Annotated in this window: 15 protein-coding genes; 14 read left to right on the top strand and 1 reads right to left on the bottom strand. The window is 68.2% G+C overall.

Translation table 11 applies throughout. The annotated features are described in order from the left end of the window. Window positions 1-27: 27 nt before the first annotated feature. Together trpD and AKG07_RS05960 are read left to right on the top strand one after the other, a co-directional pair. Complete coding sequence (trpD, locus tag AKG07_RS05965) at window positions 28-1092, top strand: anthranilate phosphoribosyltransferase (protein WP_053096699.1); 1065 nt, start codon at window positions 28-30, stop codon at window positions 1090-1092. Window positions 1093-1100: 8 nt separating this feature from the next. After that, a complete protein-coding gene (locus AKG07_RS05960) occupies window positions 1101-2087 on the top strand; it encodes a PHP domain-containing protein (protein ID WP_053096696.1) in 987 nt (328 codons plus the stop codon). Between the two features lies 1 nt (window position 2088). On the opposite strand, the gene AKG07_RS05955 is transcribed toward AKG07_RS05960, so the two are convergent. Then, window positions 2089-3024 carry a 5'-3' exonuclease gene (locus AKG07_RS05955; protein ID WP_053096694.1) on the bottom strand — a complete coding sequence of 312 codons (936 nt, stop codon included), beginning with the start codon at window positions 3022-3024 and terminating at the stop codon, window positions 2089-2091. Between the two features lie 203 nt (window positions 3025-3227). Here AKG07_RS05955 and rpsA point away from each other — a divergent pair, with 203 nt between their 5' ends. The 12 genes from rpsA to AKG07_RS05895 all read left to right on the top strand — a co-directional run bounded on the left by rpsA (window position 3228) and on the right by AKG07_RS05895 (window position 16653). Further along, window positions 3228-4682 (top strand): 30S ribosomal protein S1, encoded by a 1455-nt coding sequence (gene rpsA / locus AKG07_RS05950; RefSeq protein WP_053096692.1) that lies wholly within the window; start codon window positions 3228-3230, stop codon window positions 4680-4682. A gap of 133 nt (window positions 4683-4815) precedes the next feature. Further along, window positions 4816-5667 carry an ABC transporter ATP-binding protein gene (locus AKG07_RS05945; protein ID WP_053096690.1) on the top strand — a complete coding sequence of 284 codons (852 nt, stop codon included), beginning with the start codon at window positions 4816-4818 and terminating at the stop codon, window positions 5665-5667. Then, window positions 5664-6710, top strand: coding sequence for an aliphatic sulfonate ABC transporter substrate-binding protein (locus tag AKG07_RS05940; protein WP_053096688.1), 1047 nt, complete (start codon window positions 5664-5666; stop codon window positions 6708-6710). Before AKG07_RS05945 ends, AKG07_RS05940 begins: the two co-directional genes overlap by 4 nt. Beyond that, entirely contained in the window at window positions 6707-7567 is an 861-nt protein-coding gene (locus tag AKG07_RS05935; protein ID WP_150115086.1) for an ABC transporter permease, read from the top strand. The genes AKG07_RS05940 and AKG07_RS05935 overlap by 4 nt, the downstream gene beginning before the upstream one ends. A 2-nt stretch (window positions 7568-7569) precedes the next feature. Beyond that, window positions 7570-9570 (top strand): acetate--CoA ligase, encoded by a 2001-nt coding sequence (acs, locus tag AKG07_RS05930; protein ID WP_053096686.1) that lies wholly within the window; start codon window positions 7570-7572, stop codon window positions 9568-9570. Further along, the gene (locus tag AKG07_RS05925) at window positions 9567-10871 is read left to right on the top strand and encodes an O-acetylhomoserine aminocarboxypropyltransferase/cysteine synthase family protein (protein ID WP_053096684.1); all 1305 of its coding nucleotides are present in this window, start codon (window positions 9567-9569) and stop codon (window positions 10869-10871) included. The genes acs and AKG07_RS05925 overlap by 4 nt, the downstream gene beginning before the upstream one ends. Next, a complete protein-coding gene (locus AKG07_RS05920) occupies window positions 10868-11452 on the top strand; it encodes a CoA-binding protein (RefSeq protein ID WP_082297841.1) in 585 nt (194 codons plus the stop codon). The genes AKG07_RS05925 and AKG07_RS05920 overlap by 4 nt, the downstream gene beginning before the upstream one ends. A 32-nt stretch (window positions 11453-11484) precedes the next feature. Continuing rightward, window positions 11485-12084: a dephospho-CoA kinase gene (coaE, locus tag AKG07_RS05915; protein WP_053096682.1), complete on the top strand. Its 600-nt coding sequence runs from the start codon at window positions 11485-11487 to the stop codon at window positions 12082-12084. Then, the gene (locus tag AKG07_RS05910) at window positions 12081-13292 is read left to right on the top strand and encodes an MFS transporter (RefSeq protein WP_082298029.1); all 1212 of its coding nucleotides are present in this window, start codon (window positions 12081-12083) and stop codon (window positions 13290-13292) included. The genes coaE and AKG07_RS05910 overlap by 4 nt, the downstream gene beginning before the upstream one ends. Window positions 13293-13359: 67 nt before the next feature. Further along, window positions 13360-14145 carry a GNAT family N-acetyltransferase gene (locus tag AKG07_RS05905; protein WP_053099158.1) on the top strand — a complete coding sequence of 262 codons (786 nt, stop codon included), beginning with the start codon at window positions 13360-13362 and terminating at the stop codon, window positions 14143-14145. A 65-nt stretch (window positions 14146-14210) separates the two neighbouring features. After that, window positions 14211-16283, top strand: coding sequence for an excinuclease ABC subunit UvrB (gene uvrB, locus AKG07_RS05900; RefSeq protein WP_053096678.1), 2073 nt, complete (start codon window positions 14211-14213; stop codon window positions 16281-16283). A gap of 19 nt (window positions 16284-16302) precedes the next feature. Beyond that, window positions 16303-16653 carry a TfoX/Sxy family protein gene (locus tag AKG07_RS05895; RefSeq protein ID WP_233277336.1) on the top strand — a complete coding sequence of 117 codons (351 nt, stop codon included), beginning with the start codon at window positions 16303-16305 and terminating at the stop codon, window positions 16651-16653. The last annotated feature ends 11 nt before the right edge of the window (window positions 16654-16664 follow it).

The raw sequence follows: 16664 nt of genomic DNA, 5'->3' as shown, positions 1-16664 counted from the left end.
TTTCCCTGCGCCGATAGGATCGCACACATGGCTGATTCCCTGACCTGGTCCGACGTGCTCACCACTCTTCTGGAGCGTCGCGACCTCAGCGTCTGGGAATCGACGTGGGCGATGCGTCAGATCATGCGCGGCGACGTCACACAGGCGCAGCTCGCCGGTTTCCTCGTCGCCCTCCGCGCCAAGGGAGAGACGATCGATGAGATCGTCGGATTCCGTGATGCGATCCTCGAGGCGGCGGTCCCGCTGCCCGTGTCGCCCGACGTCCTCGACATCGTCGGCACCGGCGGTGACCGTGTCGGCACGGTCAACGTGTCGACCACCGCGGCGGTCATCATCGGGGCGACCGGCATCCCGGTGGTCAAGCACGGCAACCGCGCAGCCAGCTCCGCCTCCGGCTCATCCGACGTGCTGAGCGCGCTCGGGCTGGAGCTCACCCTCGATCCCGCGGCGGTGTCGTCGATCCTCGACCGCACGGGCATCACGTTCGCCTGGGCGGGCGCCTTCCACCCCGGGTTCAAGCACGCGGGCGCCGTCCGTGCCGAACTCGGCGTCCCCACCGTCTTCAACATGCTCGGCCCCCTCTGCAACCCGGCTCGGGCCGAGGCGAACGCCGTCGGGGTGGCGCAGCTCGAGCGCGTCCCCCTCATCACGGGAGTGTTCCGGACGCGGGGCGCCACGGCCCTGGTGTTCCGCGGAGACGACGGCCTCGACGAGCTGACGACCACGGGGCACAGCCGCATCTGGGAGGTCACGCGCGGTGACATCCACGAGCACGACCTCGATCCTCGAGATCTCGGGATCCCGATCGCGGACCTCGCGGATCTGATCGGCGGAACGCCCGACCACAACGCGGCGGTGCTGCGCCGGACGCTCGAGGGGGAGACGGGCGCGGTGCGAGACATCGTGCTCCTCAACGCGGCGGCCGGGATCGTCGCGTTCGAGCTGTCCCAGGACGCGACTCAGGTACAGCGACCGATCCTCGAGCGTCTCCGCGAGGGCTACGAGCGGGCAGCCGCGGCGGTCGACGACGGTCGCGCCATAGCGAAGCTCGACGAATGGATCGGCGTCAGCCGCGAGCTGGCATCCGCATAGGGGATGTGATGGACCCGATCGCCGCCCTGCTCGAGATCGCCTCGCTGCTGGAGCGGGAACGCGCGTCGCGGTACCGGGCGAAGGCCTTCCGTCAGGCAGCTGCGACCCTGCAGCAGCTGCCGGAGGACGTGCGCTCGGATCCGACGAGGCTGCGCGCGGCGAAAGGGATCGGCGAATCGACCTTCGGAGTCATCCGACAGGCGCAGAGCGGAGAGGTTCCCGACTATCTCGTGGAGCTCCGAGGCGACGTGGAGCCCGAGCGCGTGTCGGCCCTGAGAGCGAAGCTCCGAGGGGACCTGCACGCGCACACCGACTGGTCGGACGGAACCACGCCTATCGGCGTGATGGCGTCAGCGGCGCGGGCTCTCGGTCACGAGTATCAGGCGATCACAGATCATTCCCCGCGTCTGCGGGTCGCCCGCGGACTCTCCGCGGAGCGGCTGCGCGAGCAGATGCCGCTCGTGAGGGCGGAATCGGGTGACGGGTTCACGCTGCTGGCGGGGATCGAGGTCGACATCCTCGAAGACGGCGCGCTGGATCAGGAGGACGCCCTCCTCGGGGAGCTCGACATCGTGGTCGCATCCGTCCATTCGAAGCTGCGGATGGACGCCCGGCCCATGACCGCACGGATGATCGCCGCCGTGAGCCACCCGCGCGTGAACGTGCTCGGGCATTGCACCGGACGGCTGGTGCAGGGGGACCGAGGCACTCGTCCGGAATCGCAGTTCGATGCCCGTGCCGTCTTCTCCGCATGCGCCGAGAACGGCGTCGCGGTCGAGATCAACTCCCGGCCGGAGCGTCAGGACCCGCCCGACGATCTGATCGCGATCGCCCTCGAGGCCGGCTGCCTCTTCTCGATCAACTCGGATGCGCACGCACCGGGTCAGCTCTCGCTCCTCGATCACGGTGCGGAGCGTGCCGAGAAGGCGGGGGTGCCTGCCTCCCGCATCATCACGACCTGGGGTCTCGACCGACTGCTGGCCTGGGCGAGCTGAGTCAGGCGTCGATCGTCGCGATCGCGGCGACGGCCCTGGTCATCGAGCCGCCCAGGTTCCACCGCTCAGCCACTGCGGTCGCAGCATCAGCCTCGGACGGGTCGAGCGGACGCAGCGGGTCGCTCGGCGAGGTGATCGGGAGGTCGGTCGCGACGGCGACGACGGTGGGGGCGACCTCGAGGTACGTCGCGGCGGCGAGCACCTTCGCCCGGACCCCGGCGCTCATCCCCTCACCCGCCTCGGCAGCCGCGCGGATGCCGGCGAGATCGCCATGGGCCTGCAGGAGCGTGGCCGCGGTCTTCTCGCCGACGCCGGCCACGCCGGGAAGTCCGTCCGATGCGTCGCCGCGCATCGTCGCGAAGTCGGCGTACTGGCTCGGCAGCACGCCGTACTTCGCGACGACCACGGCATCCGTGACGATCTCGAGATTGCTCATGCCTCGTGCGGTATAGATGACGCGCACGTTCCTCGCGTCGTCGACGAGCTGGAACAGGTCTCGATCGCCCGTGACGATGTCGACCGGCATGGTGGCGTGCGTCGCCAGCGTGCCGATCACGTCGTCCGCTTCGTGCTCCGCGACGCCGATGATCGGGATGCCGAGCAGGGCGAGAGTCTCGCGGATGAGGGGGATCTGCGCCTCGAGGGGGTCGGGGACCTCCTCGACGTCGGGCCCCGCGGGCACGACCTCGACGACACGGTGCGCCTTGTAGCTGGGAATCAGGTCGACTCGCCACTGGGGTCGCCAGTCGTCGTCCCAGCACGCGACCACATGGGTCGGCTCGTACAGCGTCACCAGCTTCGCGATGATGTCGAGGAGTCCTCGTGCGGCGTTGATCGGGGAGCCATCCGGCGCCGTGACCTTGTCGGGCACCCCGTAGAACGCACGGAAGTAGAGGCTTGCGGTGTCGAGCAGGAGGAGCTTGTCGGCGCGGGGCATGCAGACAGTCTGTCAGCGCGCCGAACGCGGATGGTATCGAGTCCGTCATATCGTCTCGGGATCTGATAACCTTGACTGTCACTCGTGGCGTGCCTATGCATGCCCGGGAGGCAGAAACCAATCAATCGCTGCAGAGCTCATGATCGGCCGTGCGCGGCCGGAGCCCTCAGCCCGAGTCTCCATTCACAAGGACAACCCACTACATGACTACCGCAACGACCGCCCCGGCCACCAAGCAGGTCGCCATCAACGACATCGGATCTGCTGAGGACTTCCTGGCCGCGGTCGAGAAGACCCTGAAGTTCTTCAACGACGGCGACATCATCGAAGGCACGATCGTCAAGATCGACCGCGATGAGGTCCTCCTCGATGTCGGATACAAGACCGAGGGCGTCATCCCCTCGCGCGAGCTCTCGATCAAGCACGACGTCGACCCGAACGAGGTCGTCAAGGTCGGCGACGAGGTCGAGGCCCTGGTTCTCCAGAAGGAGGACAAGGAAGGCCGTCTGATCCTCTCCAAGAAGCGTGCTCAGTACGAGCGTGCCTGGGGAGACGTCGAGAAGATCAAGGAGAACGACGGCGTCGTCACCGGTACGGTCATCGAGGTCGTCAAGGGTGGACTCATCGTCGACATCGGCCTCCGCGGCTTCCTGCCGGCCTCGCTCATCGAGCTGCGCCGCGTCCGCGACCTCACGCCGTACCTCGGCCAGGAGATCGAGGCCAAGATCCTCGAGCTCGACAAGAACCGCAACAACGTCGTACTCAGCCGCCGTGCGCTGCTCGAGCAGACGCAGTCGGAGTCGCGCACCACGTTCCTGAACAACCTGCACAAGGGTCAGGTCCGCAAGGGTGTCGTGTCGTCGATCGTCAACTTCGGTGCATTCGTCGACCTGGGCGGCGTGGACGGCCTCGTGCACGTCTCCGAGCTGTCCTGGAAGCACATCGAGCACGCCTCCGAGGTCGTCGAGGTTGGCCAGGAGGTCACCGTCGAGATCCTCGAGGTCGACCTCGACCGCGAGCGCGTCTCCCTGTCGCTGAAGGCTACGCAGGAGGACCCGTGGCAGGTCTTCGCCCGTACCCACGCGATCGGACAGGTCACGCCGGGTAAGGTCACCAAGCTCGTTCCGTTCGGTGCGTTCGTTCGCGTCGCAGACGGCATCGAGGGCCTCGTCCACATCTCCGAGCTCTCCAGCAAGCACGTCGAGCTGGCCGAGCAGGTCGTGTCGGTCGGCGAAGAGGTCTTCGTCAAGGTCATCGACATCGACCTCGAGCGTCGTCGCATCTCGCTCTCGCTGAAGCAGGCGAACGAGGCAGTTGACGTCAACGGCACCGAGTTCGACCCGGCGCTCTACGGAATGCTCGCCGAGTACGACGAGGCCGGCGAGTACAAGTACCCGGAGGGCTTCGACCCCGAGACCGGTGCGTGGAAGGAAGGCTTCGACACCCAGCGCGAGGCATGGGAGCAGGAGTACGCTGCAGCCCAGGCTCGCTGGGAGGCGCACAAGGCTCAGGTTGCCAAGGCAGCCGAGGCCGAGGCGGCCGCTGGCGACGACTTCGGTGGTCAGGTCTTCTCGAGCGAGGCCGCAGGCGCGGGCACGCTCGCGGATGACGAGGCTCTCGCGGCTCTCCGCGAGAAGCTCTCGGGCGGCAACGCTTAAGCATCACGCTCTGAACGGGCCGTCATCCTTCGGGATGGCGGCCCGTTCTGCGTCTCGACGCGTCCTCGGATCTCCATGACCGATCATTACGCTCGCATTCGTCACATTCCGGCGGGTTGGACAGCATGGGGACATGACCTCTCTGCTCTCGGCGCCCTCGACGGCCGGCGCGTCGGCGATCGCCGGCACCGCACAGCCGGTGCGCCTGCAGGGGGTGGAGCGCAGCTTCACGCTCTCCCGCGGCCGGCGCGACGTCCTCCGCGCGGTCGACGTCGACGTCGCCGCCGGTGAGATCGTCGCCATCGTCGGTCCCTCCGGGTGCGGCAAGTCGACGTTGCTGCGGCTCGTCGGGGGACTGGATGCGCCGACCGGCGGCAGCATCCGCATCCAGGACACGCGCGTGGCCGACGTCGACGAGCGCACCGCCGTCGCGTTCCAGGAGCCCCGCCTGCTGCCATGGCGGACCATCGCCCAGAACATCGAGCTCGGTCTGCCCCGTGGCACCGCGCGCCGCGAAGGCAGGGAACGTGTTCGGGAGCTCATCGAGCTCGTCGGCCTCGAGAAGGCCGCTGATCAGCGGCCACGCGAAGTGTCGGGTGGCATGGCGCAGCGCGCCTCGCTCGCACGCGCCCTCGCTCGCAATCCCGGCGTGCTGCTGCTCGACGAGCCGTTCGGTGCGCTCGATGCGCTCACCCGGCTGCGGATGCATGATCTGCTCCTCAAGATCCATGCGGCTGAGCCGACCACCGTCCTCCTCGTCACGCACGATGTCGAAGAAGCCCTCTATCTCGCCGATCGTGTGCTGCTGCTGCGCACGCTCGGCGACGCCGACACGGAAGCGCCGTCCATCGTGCGCGCGATCACCGTCCCCGGCATCCGACCCCGGGACCGCGCCGATCGCGGTCTCGCCGACCTCCGCGCAGAGCTCCTCGAAGGACTCGGCGTGGACACCCACCACCGCACCGCCACCGAGGAGACCCGATGAGCACCATCACCCGACGAATCATCCCCGCGATCGCTATCGCAGGGACGATGATGCTCGTCGCCACCGGCTGCGTCGCCGGTGAGAACGCCACCGCCTCGGACTCGTCGTCCGACGACGCGGCAGCCTCGGGGGAGTGGTCGGCGGACACTCTGTCCATCGACTTCGCGACCTACAACCCGCTCAGCCTCGTGATCCGCGACCAGGGGATCCTCGAGGAGATCCTCGGCGACGACGTCGAGGTCGAGTGGGTGCAGTCCGCGGGATCCAACAAGGCGAACGAGCTGCTGCGCTCCGGCTCGATCGATGTCGGCTCCACGGCCGGCTCGGCGGCCCTGTTCGCCCGATCGAACGGCTCGCCGATCCAGGTCATCGACATCTTCTCGCAGCCCGAATGGTCGGCGATCGTCGTCGGCCCCGACAGCGACATCACCTCGGTCGAGGATCTCGCGGGCAAGTCGGTCGCCGCGACGAAGGGAACGGACCCCTATTTCTTCCTGCTCCAGTCTCTTGAGGAAGCAGGCCTCTCGGTCGACGACGTCGAGGTCCAGAACCTCCAGCACGCCGACGGCCGTGCCGCTCTCGACAGCGGCTCGGTAGACGCCTGGGCGGGCCTCGATCCCATCATGGCCGCGGCCGAGGTGGAATCGGGCGATGAGCTCATCTACCGCAACGTGGACTTCAACACCTACGGCTTCCTCAACGCCACCGAGGACTTCATCGAGAACCACGCGGACCTCGCGCAGGCGGTCGTCGACGCATACGAGCAGGCGCGCGAGTGGGCCCTCGAGAACCCCGACGAGACCGCGGCGCTGCTCGCCGAGGTCGCAGGGATCGACCCCGCGGTCGCGACGACCGTCATCGAGGAGCGGTCGAACCTCGACGTCAGCGGCATCCCCGGTGAGGCGCAGATCGCCGTGCTCGAGAAGATCGCGCCGGTGCTGGTCGAATCCGGAGATGTCCAGGGTGGCGAGGCTTCGGTCGAGAAGGCTCTCGACTCCCTCATCAACGCCACTTTCGCCGAGAAGGCGGTCGGCGGCGAGTGATCACTCCCGACCAGCGCGTGGTGGTGCCCGCGGATGCGCAGGACGCGATCGACGCGGCGCGCGGAGTCCGGCGTCGCGACGAGGCCGGTGCCCGTCACGCCTGGGATCGACCTGCGGTGCGACTCGTCGGCGGGCTGCTGCTTCCGCTCATCATCGTCGGTGCCTGGCAGCTGGTCACGACCACCGGGCTCGTCGCGCCCTACCTGCTCCCTTCGCCGGCATCCGTCTTCACCGCGGGGGTCGAGCTGGCCGAGCGCGGCACGCTGTGGACGCACGTCGCCATCTCGGTGCAACGGGTCCTGCTCGGGTTCGCGGTCGGTTCTGTCATCGGACTCGCGGTGGCCGGCATCGTCGGTCTGTCACGGGTCGGCGACGTGCTGCTCAGTCCGACGCTCTCCGCGATCCGAGCGGTGCCGTCGCTCGCCTGGGTGCCGCTGCTGATCCTGTGGATGCAGATCGGCGAGGAGTCCAAGGTGACGCTGATCGCCATCGGCGCCTTCTTCCCGGTCTACACGACTGTCGCGTCCGCACTCCGCCACGTCGACCCGCAGCTGGTAGAGGCGGGACGCTCGTTCAGTCTTCGCGGATGGTCTCTCTTCCGCACGGTGCAGCTGCCGGCCGTCGTGCCGTCGGTCGCCGCGGGGCTCCGGCTGGCGCTCGCGCAGGCGTGGCTGTTCCTCGTCGCCGCCGAGCTGATCGCGTCGTCGATGGGACTCGGCTTCCTGCTGACCGACTCGCAGAACAGCGGCCGCGTCGATCGGATCATCCTCTCGATCGTCCTGCTGGCGCTGCTCGGCACGATCACCAACGCGATCCTCGTGGTGGTCGAGAAGTACCTGCTCCGCCGGTGGATGTGACGATGGCCGAGGCGCGCCTGCACGAGACCCGTTCGTACCCGGCCCCTGCTGCGTTCGCCGCTCAGGCGAACGTCGCCGACGAGGCGTATGCGAGGGCCGCCGCGGATCCCACGGCCTTCTGGGAGCAGGCCGCGTCCCGACTCGACTGGGCAGAGCACTGGCACACGGCCCACGAGTGGGATCCGCCTGCGGGCGATGCCGTCCCGGCGGCGCGCTGGTTCGTGGGCGGGCGCCTCAACGTGGCATATAACTGCGTCGACCGTCATGTCGATGCCGGGCGCGGGGACAAGATCGCCCTCCACTTCGAAGGAGAGCCGGGGGACAGGGCTTCGGTCACGTACGCGGACCTCCAGCGTCGCGTCTCGCAGGCGGCGAACGCGCTGACCGCGCTCGGCATCGAACCGGGCGACCGGGTGGTCGTCTACCTGCCCGTGCTGATCGAGACGGTCGTGATCACGCTCGCATGCGCACGGATCGGCGCCGTGCACTCACTGGTGTTCGGCGGCTTCTCGGCCGAAGCGGTGCGCTTCCGTCTGATCGACACCGGCGCCAAACTGCTCGTCACGAGCGACGGGCAGTTCCGGCGCGGCACCGCGACCGAGGTGAAGTCGACGGCCGACATCGCCGCAGCAGATCTGCCGGACCTCGAGCATGTGCTGGTCCTGCGGCGCACCGGCCAGGACGTGCCGTGGACAGACGGCAGAGACGTCTGGTGGCACGACACGGTCGGCACAGCCTCGTCCGACCACATCGCGCAGGCGTTCGACTCCGAGCATCCGCTGTTCATCATCTACACATCGGGGACCACCGGAAAGCCCAAGGGCCTCGTGCACACCTCCGGTGGCTACCTGACGCATGCGAGCTGGGCACACTGGGCGCACTTCGACGCGAAGCCCGACGACGTGCACTGGTGCACGGCGGATCTCGCGTGGGTGACCGCTCACACCTACGAGATCTACGGGCCTCTCTCCAACGGGCTGACCCAGGTGATCTACGAGGGAACGCCGGACACCCCCGATCGCGAACGTCATCTCGAGATCATCGAGCGGTACGGCGTGACGGTGTACTACACGGCGCCGACGCTGATCCGCACCTTCATGACCTGGTTCGGGCCCGAACTCCCGTCGGGTCACGATCTCTCGACCCTCCGTCTGCTCGGGACCGTCGGCGAGGCGATCAATCCGGAGGCCTGGATCTGGTTCCGCCGGAACTTCGGGCGCGATGAGCTGCCGGTCATCGACACCTGGTGGCAATCCGAGACCGGGGCGGCGATGATCGCGCCGCTGCCCGGAGTCACGACCCTCAAGCCGGGGTCCGCGTCTGTGCCGCTGCCCGGCATCGATGCGACGGTCGTCGACGCGGACGGCCACGAGGTCGCTCCCGGCCGGTCGGGCACGCTCGTGGTGCGCCGCCCGTGGCCGGGTATGGCGAGGACGGTGTGGGGCGACCCTCAGCGCTACCGCGATGCGTATTGGTCCGCCTACGCCGGGCACGGCGAACACGGCGGCTACTACGTGGCGGGCGACGGTGCGACGAGAGACGCCGACGGCTACATCTGGATCCTGGGGCGGCTCGATGACGTGGTGAACGTGTCGGGCCACCGGCTGTCCACGATCGAGATCGAGTCGGCGCTGGTGGCGCACGAGACAGTGGGCGAAGCGGGAACGGCCGGCGTCGCAGACCTCATCACAGGCCAGGCGGTGGTCGCCTTCGTGACTCCCTCCGGACGATCCGAGGTGTCGGTCGCCGCGCTGCGGTCGCAGGTGGCGGCTGCCATCGGTCCTGTCGCCAAGCCGAAGCACATTGTCGTGGTCGCCGACCTGCCGAAGACCCGCTCGGGAAAGATCATGCGCCGACTTCTCGCCCAGCTGTGGGAGGCCGAGCAGGATCGTCGCTCGGGACGGGCCCCAGCTCCGCTGGGAGACACGACATCGCTGCAGAATCCGTGGGCCGTCGGCGAGATCGCCGCCGTGCTCGAGAACGCTGAACTGAGGACATCATGACGGAAGAACATCGCTTCGGGTTTCGCACGAGGGCGCTGCATGCCGGCGGGACTCCCGACGCAGCGACCGGCGCCAGGGCCGTGCCGATCTACCAGACGACGTCGTTCGTGTTCGACGACGCGGCGGACGCCGGCAACCTCTTCGCCCTCCAGAAGTACGGGAACATCTACTCGCGCATCGGCAACCCCACCGTCGCCGCGCTCGAGGAACGTCTGGCCTCGCTCGAGGGCGGCATCGGCGCGGTCGCGACCGCCTCGGGGATGAGCGCGGAGTTCATCACGTTCGCGGCGCTCGTCGGAGCGGGCGACCATGTGGTCGCCGCGGCGCAGCTGTACGGGGGCACGGTGACCCAGCTCGACGTGACCCTGCGTCGTTTCGGCGTGGAGACGACGTTCGTCGCGTCGACCGATCCCGCCGACTACGCCGCCGCCATCCGTCCGGAGACCAAGGTCGTCTACGTGGAGATGATCGGTAATCCCTCGGGTGAGATCGCCGACATCGAGGGGCTGGCCGAGGTCGCTCATGCCGCAGGTGTGCCGCTGGTCGTGGACGCCACGCTCGCCACCCCGTACCTCGCGCGCCCTCTGGAGCACGGCGCGGACATCGTCATCCATTCGGTCACCAAGTTCCTGGGCGGACACGGGACGACGCTCGGCGGCGTCGTCATCGAGAAGGGCACCTTCGACTGGGGCAATGGCCGCTTCCCGCAGATGACAGAGCCGGTCGAGTCGTACGGCGGCATCAAGTGGTGGGACAACTTCGGCGAGTACGGCTTCCTCACCAAGCTCCGCACCGAGCAGCTGCGTGACATCGGCCCGGCGCTGAGCGCGCAGTCGGCGTTCAACCTCCTGCAGGGAGTCGAGACGCTGCCGCAGCGGATCGATGCGCACCTTGCGAACGCGCGGATCGTGGCCGAATGGCTCGACTCCGACCCCCGGGTCGAGTATGTGACGTGGGCGGGTCTCGAGCATCACCCGCACCACGAGCGCGCAGCGAAGTATCTGCCGCTCGGTCCTGGTTCGGTGTTCGCGTTCGGGGTCAAGGCCGACGACGGTCGCTCGGCGGGCGAGACGCTCATCGAGAATCTTCAGCTGGCATCGCACCTCGCGAACATCGGGGACGCGCGCACGCTCGTCATCCACCCGGCATCGACGACCCACCGTCAGCTCACGGAATCGCAGCTCGTCGCGGCGGGCGTGCGACCTGACCTCATCCGCATCTCGGTGGGCCTCGAGGACACAGAAGACATCATCTGGGATCTTGACCAGGCCCTCACGACAGCGACAGGAGCCACTCGATGAGCGGAATCGAGACCACCGGCGCCGACGCCTGCGCGCTGCCGACCGCCCAGGATTCTGCGGCCTGCGCCCTGCCCGCACCCGCGCCGGCGCGCCCGGATCGGACCTGGGAAGGCCCCAGCCAGCAGCAGCGCTTCGGCATATTGCGACGCGCGAAGTCGGTCGCCATCGTCGGCGCGTCGAACAATCCCGCGCGCGCCTCGTATTTCGTCGCGACGTACCTGCTCTCCAGCACCGCATACGACGTCTATCTCGTCAACCCGCGGGAATCGGAGATCCTCGGTCAGCCGGTCTACGCCTCGCTGTCCGACCTGCCGGTGGTCCCGGACGTCGTCGACGTCTTCCGCCGCCATGACGACCTGCCCGGCGTCGCCCAGGAGGCGATCGAAGCCGGGGCGCAGACCCTGTGGCTGCAGCTGGGATCGTGGAACGAGGATGCCGCGGCGATCGCCGAGGGCGCGGGGCTCTCCGTGGTGATGGATCGGTGCATCAAGATCGAGCACGCCCGGTTCCACGGAGGCCTCCACCTGGCCGGTTTCGACACCGGCGTCATCAGCTCGCGACGGCAGCTGCTGGCCCGCTGATCCGCGATCTCAGCCCCGTTTAGACTGGCGAGATGCCTCTCATCGCGCTCACCGGCGGCATCGCCTCGGGCAAGTCGACCATCGCACGACGACTTGGAGAGCTCGGCGCCGTGGTCGTCGACGCCGATCAGATCGTCCGCGACGTGCAGTCGCCCGGCTCCGAGGTTCTGGCTCGGATCGAGGATGCCTTCGGCGCTGACGTCATCTCGGCGGACGGCGCACTCGACCGTGCCGCCCTGGGGGCCAAGGTCTTCGGCGATCCGGAGCAGCTGGCGCGGCTGAACGCGATCGTGCATCCGGCCGTCCGTGCCGAGTCGCAGCGACGATTCGAGGCGGCAGCGGCCGCCGATCCGGACGGTGTGGTCGTGTACGACGTGCCCCTTCTGGTCGAGGCGCGCGTCGATGACCCCTGGGACCTGATCGTCGTCGCCCATGCGCCTGCCCAGGAGCGCAGACGGAGGCTCGTGGAATTGCGCGGCATGGCGGAACAGGCTGCGCAGGAGCGGATCAATGCGCAGGTCTCGGACGAGCGTCGGCTGGCGATCGCCGACGAGGTCGTCGACACATCCGGATCCCTGGAGCAGACGATGCTGCAGACCGATGCCCTGTGGGAGCGGATCCGCTCGTCGTGACCTTCACCGGTCACGCACCCGGATCCCCTGCCTATCGGCGTCTCATCGTCGGGCTCTTCTTCGCCGGCATCGCGACATTCGCCCAGCTCTATTCGCCGCAGGCCGTTCTGCCGCAGCTCTCGTCCGATCTCGGGATCACGCCTGCCACCGCGGCACTCGCTGTATCGGCCGCGACGCTCGGTCTCGCGGCGGCGGTGATCCCGTGGTCGATGGTCGCGGATCGCATCGGCCGAGTGCCGGCGATGGGGACCGGCATCCTCGCCGCTACCGTTCTGGGGCTGGTCGCTCCGCTCAGCACCGGCATGGAGATGCTGCTGGCGCTGCGCCTGCTCGAGGGCATCGCACTGGGCGCCGTGCCGGCCGTAGCGCTCGCGTACCTCAGCGAGGAGGTGAGTGCGCGGCATGCCGCGGCGGCCGCGGGGAGCTACATCGCCGGGACGACCGTGGGTGGTCTGCTCGGTCGCGTCGTGTCCGGATTGGCGGGCGAGCAGTGGGGGTGGCGTGCGGGAATCTGGGTCGTGGCCGGTGTCTGCGCGATGGCGGCCGCTCTCTTCCTCTGGCTGACGCCGAAGGCCCGGGGGTTCGTGCCCGGTCGGCTTCGCCAGGGTGCGACAAGTGGGATGCTCGCGCGTCTCGTGTCGCCGATGCGCTCCGCACCGCAACTCGCCCTCTACGCGCAGGGCTTCCTTCTCATGGGGGCGTTCGTCGCGGTGTACAACTACCTCGGATTCCACCTCATCGACGCGCCGTTCTCTCTTCCGAGCTGGCTGGTGACCCTGCTCTTCCTCGCCTACCTCGCGGGCACCGTCTCGTCACCGACCGCCGGTGCTCTCGCATCTCGCTTCGGTCGGTACCCGGTGCTGCTGTGCTCGATCGCGGTGATGGGCATCGGAGCGCTCGCCATGCTCAGCCAGGCCGCGCTGCCGGTGGTCCTCGGACTGCTGCTCTTCACGGGCGGCTTCTTCGGCGCACATGCGGTTGCGTCGGGGTGGGCTCCGGCCGCTGCCACGCCGGACAGTCGTGCGCAGGCATCGTCGCTCTACTACTTCGGCTACTACGCGGGCTCGAGCCTGTTCGGATGGGCGCTGGGAATCGTGTTCGGCAGGGCGGACTGGGCGTGGTTCGTGGGCGCGATCATCACGATGTGCGCGGTGTCGGCGGCACTCGCGGCGCGCGCGCTCCGGTCGTCGCCGACAGGACGCATATGATCGCGAGGCGGCACCGCCGCGCAGCCGCTCGCCGGCGCGACCGACCCGAAGGACCAGCACCATGCGCATGAGGCATCTTGCAGCGTACGACCACGAGCTGCGCACGGATGCGGAAGTGGTGCATGCCCTCGATGTGGCGACGCACGGACCGCTGCGTCTCGCCGCCTTTCCGGGCGGGCGCGGGTTCGTGTCCTACGCCGATCTCGGCGGGGTCGATCAGGGCGGCATCGAGGCGCTCGTCGATGCCGCGCTCGCGCACTTCGGGAGGCGGAGCGAGATCGACTCGATCGAGTGGAAGACGCGCGGGCATGACCGGGCGCCGGGGCTCGGCGGGACTCTCGAAAGCCGAGGCTTCGTGCCGGAGGAGACGGAGTCGGTGATGATCGGCGAGGCGGAGCTGCTCGCCCAGCCGGTGTCGCTCCCCGCCGGAGTCGAGCTTCGGCGCGCGCGAACGGAGACCGAGGTGTTCGCGATGGAGGAGATGCAGGGCAGGGTGTTCGGCGATCCCCGGTGGCGGGTGCGGGTGGAGACGACGCTGCAGCGCATCCGCGAGGACGACACGGTGGAGCTGTGGACCGCCGTCGCCGGAGACGAGGTGATCAGCGCTGGACGGCTCGAACCGGTCACGGGCACGCGATTCGCCGGTCTGTGGGGAGGTGCGACGCTGCCCGAGTGGCGGGGCCGCGGCGTCTATCGGGCTCTGACGGCCCAGCGGGCGCGATCCGCCCTCGCCCTCGGCAAGGTGTATCTGCACTCGGATTCCACGGAGTTCTCGCGGCCGATCCTCGAGCGGGCCGGGCTCGTCACGGTCACGACCACCACTCCCTACGTGTGGACGCGGTCGACTGACTGACGGGCAGGGATTCCGCTGGGGGCTCTCGTGGCCCCGATGTCGGTGGCCCGGCATACGCTGGAGGTATGCAAACCACGCGCAGCGTCCGTCCTTTCGAGGTCATCAGCGAATACGCGCCCGCCGGCGACCAGCCGAAGGCCATCGCCGAGCTCGCGTCGCGCATCAATGCCGGCGAGACAGACATCGTCCTGCTCGGTGCCACGGGTACCGGAAAGTCCGCGACGACCGCCTGGCTGGTCGAGCAGGTGCAGCGTCCGACGCTCGTCCTCGCGCACAACAAGACTCTCGCCGCGCAGCTCGCCAACGAGTTCCGCGAGCTGATGCCGAACAACGCCGTCGAGTACTTCGTCTCCTACTACGACTACTACCAGCCGGAGGCGTACGTCCCGCAGACGGACACCTTCATCGAGAAGGACTCGTCGATCAACTCCGAGGTCGAGCGTCTCCGCCACTCGACGACCAACTCGCTGCTGAGCCGTCGGGATGTGATCGTGGTCTCGACGGTCTCCTGCATCTACGGTCTCGGTGCGCCGGAGGAGTACCTCCGGGCGATGGTCGCGCTCCAGGTGGGGGAGCGCTACGACCGGGACGCGCTGATCCGACAGTTCATCTCGATGCAGTACAACCGGAATGACGTCGACTTCTCCCGAGGCAACTTCCGCGTGCGGGGAGACACCATCGAGATCATCCCCGTATACGAGGAGCACGCGATCCGCATCGAGCTGTTCGGCGATGAGATCGAAGCGCTCTATTCGCTGCATCCGCTCACCGGAGAGGTGATCGAGAAGCTCGACTCCGTGCCGATCTTCCCCGCCTCGCACTACGTCGCCGGCACCGACGTGATCCAGCGCTCCATCGGCACGATCGAGCACGAGCTCGAAGAGCGGCTCAAGGAGTTCGAGCGTCAGGGAAAGCTCCTCGAGGCCCAGCGCCTGAGGATGCGCACCACGTTCGACCTCGAGATGCTGCAGCAGCTCGGGTTCTGCTCGGGCATCGAGAACTACTCCCGGCACATGGACGGGCGCCAGCCGGGCGAGCCGCCGCACACGCTGCTCGACTTCTTCCCTGACGATTTCATGCTCGTGATCGACGAGTCGCACGTGACGGTGCCGCAGATCGGTGCGATGTACGAGGGCGACGCCTCTCGCAAGCGCACGCTCGTCGAGCACGGCTTCCGGCTTCCGAGCGCGATGGACAACCGGCCGCTGCGCTGGGACGAGTTCAAGAACCGAATCGGACAGACCGTCTATCTCTCTGCGACACCGGGCAAGTACGAGATGGGGATCGCCGACGGCGTGGTCGAGCAGATCATCCGCCCGACCGGACTCGTCGACCCGCACATCATCGTGAAGCCGTCGAAGGGGCAGATCGACGACCTCCTCGAGGAGATCCGGCTTCGGGTCGAACGCGACGAGCGTGTGCTCGTCACGACACTCACGAAGAAGATGTCCGAGGAGCTCACGGACTTCCTCGGCGAGCACGGCGTACGCGTGCGATACCTGCACTCGGACGTGGACACTCTGCGACGGGTCGAGCTGCTCAGTGAACTGCGTGCCGGGGTGTACGACGTCCTCGTGGGAATCAACCTGCTCCGAGAGGGGCTCGACCTGCCTGAGGTGTCCCTCGTCGCGATCCTCGACGCCGACAAGGAAGGCTTCCTCCGGTCAGGCACCTCGCTCATCCAGACGATCGGTCGCGCGGCGCGAAACGTCTCCGGCGAAGTGCACATGTACGCCGACAAGATCACCGACTCGATGGCGAAGGCGATCGAAGAGACCGATCGCCGCCGCGAGAAGCAGGTCGCGTACAACCTCGAGAACGGTATCGACCCTCAGCCGCTGCGCAAACGGATCGCCGACATCACCGAGGTGCTCGCGCGTGAGGGCGCCGACACCGCTGAGATGATGTCCGGGCGCGGGAGAGCGACCGGCAAGGGCAAGTCGCCGACGCCGAACCTGCGGCGCACCGGCATCGCCGCAGAAGGAGCTCAGCAGCTCGAAGCGGTGATCCAGGACCTCTCGGATCAGATGCTCGCGGCTGCCGCCGAGCTCAAGTTCGAGCTCGCCGGGCGGTTGCGCGACGAGGTGCAGGACATGAAGAAGGAACTGCGCGCGATGGAGAAGGCCGGCCACGCCTGAGAAGCTCGGAGGCACCAGGATGGATGCAGCGGGCGAGGAGCTCGCCGATCGAGTGCGAGCGCTCCTCACACTCGATGAGAACGTCGAGGAGAAGCGCATGTTCGGCACGCGCGCCTTCCTCCTCGATGGACACATCCTCGTCGGAGCGCGCGCGGGCGGGGTTCTGCTCGTCCGGGTCGATGGCGAGCACGGTGACTCGCTGATCACCCGCCCCGGGGTGGCGGTCGCGGTCATGGGTGCGCGGACGATGGGCACCAGCTGGCTCGATGTGTCGCCGAGCGTCTCGTCGACGACGACGATCTCGCCTCGTGGCTCGACGTCGCACGCCAGGACGCGCAGCGCGACGACTGAGAGCGAGAGTCTCAGCTGACGCGCGAGAGC

Origin of the sequence: Microbacterium sp. CGR1, from assembly GCF_001266755.1 — a bacterium.
GTDB lineage: Bacteria > Actinomycetota > Actinomycetes > Actinomycetales > Microbacteriaceae > Microbacterium.
Note: the sequence above shows the minus strand (reverse complement) of the source record. Positions and strands in the feature narration are given on the sequence as shown.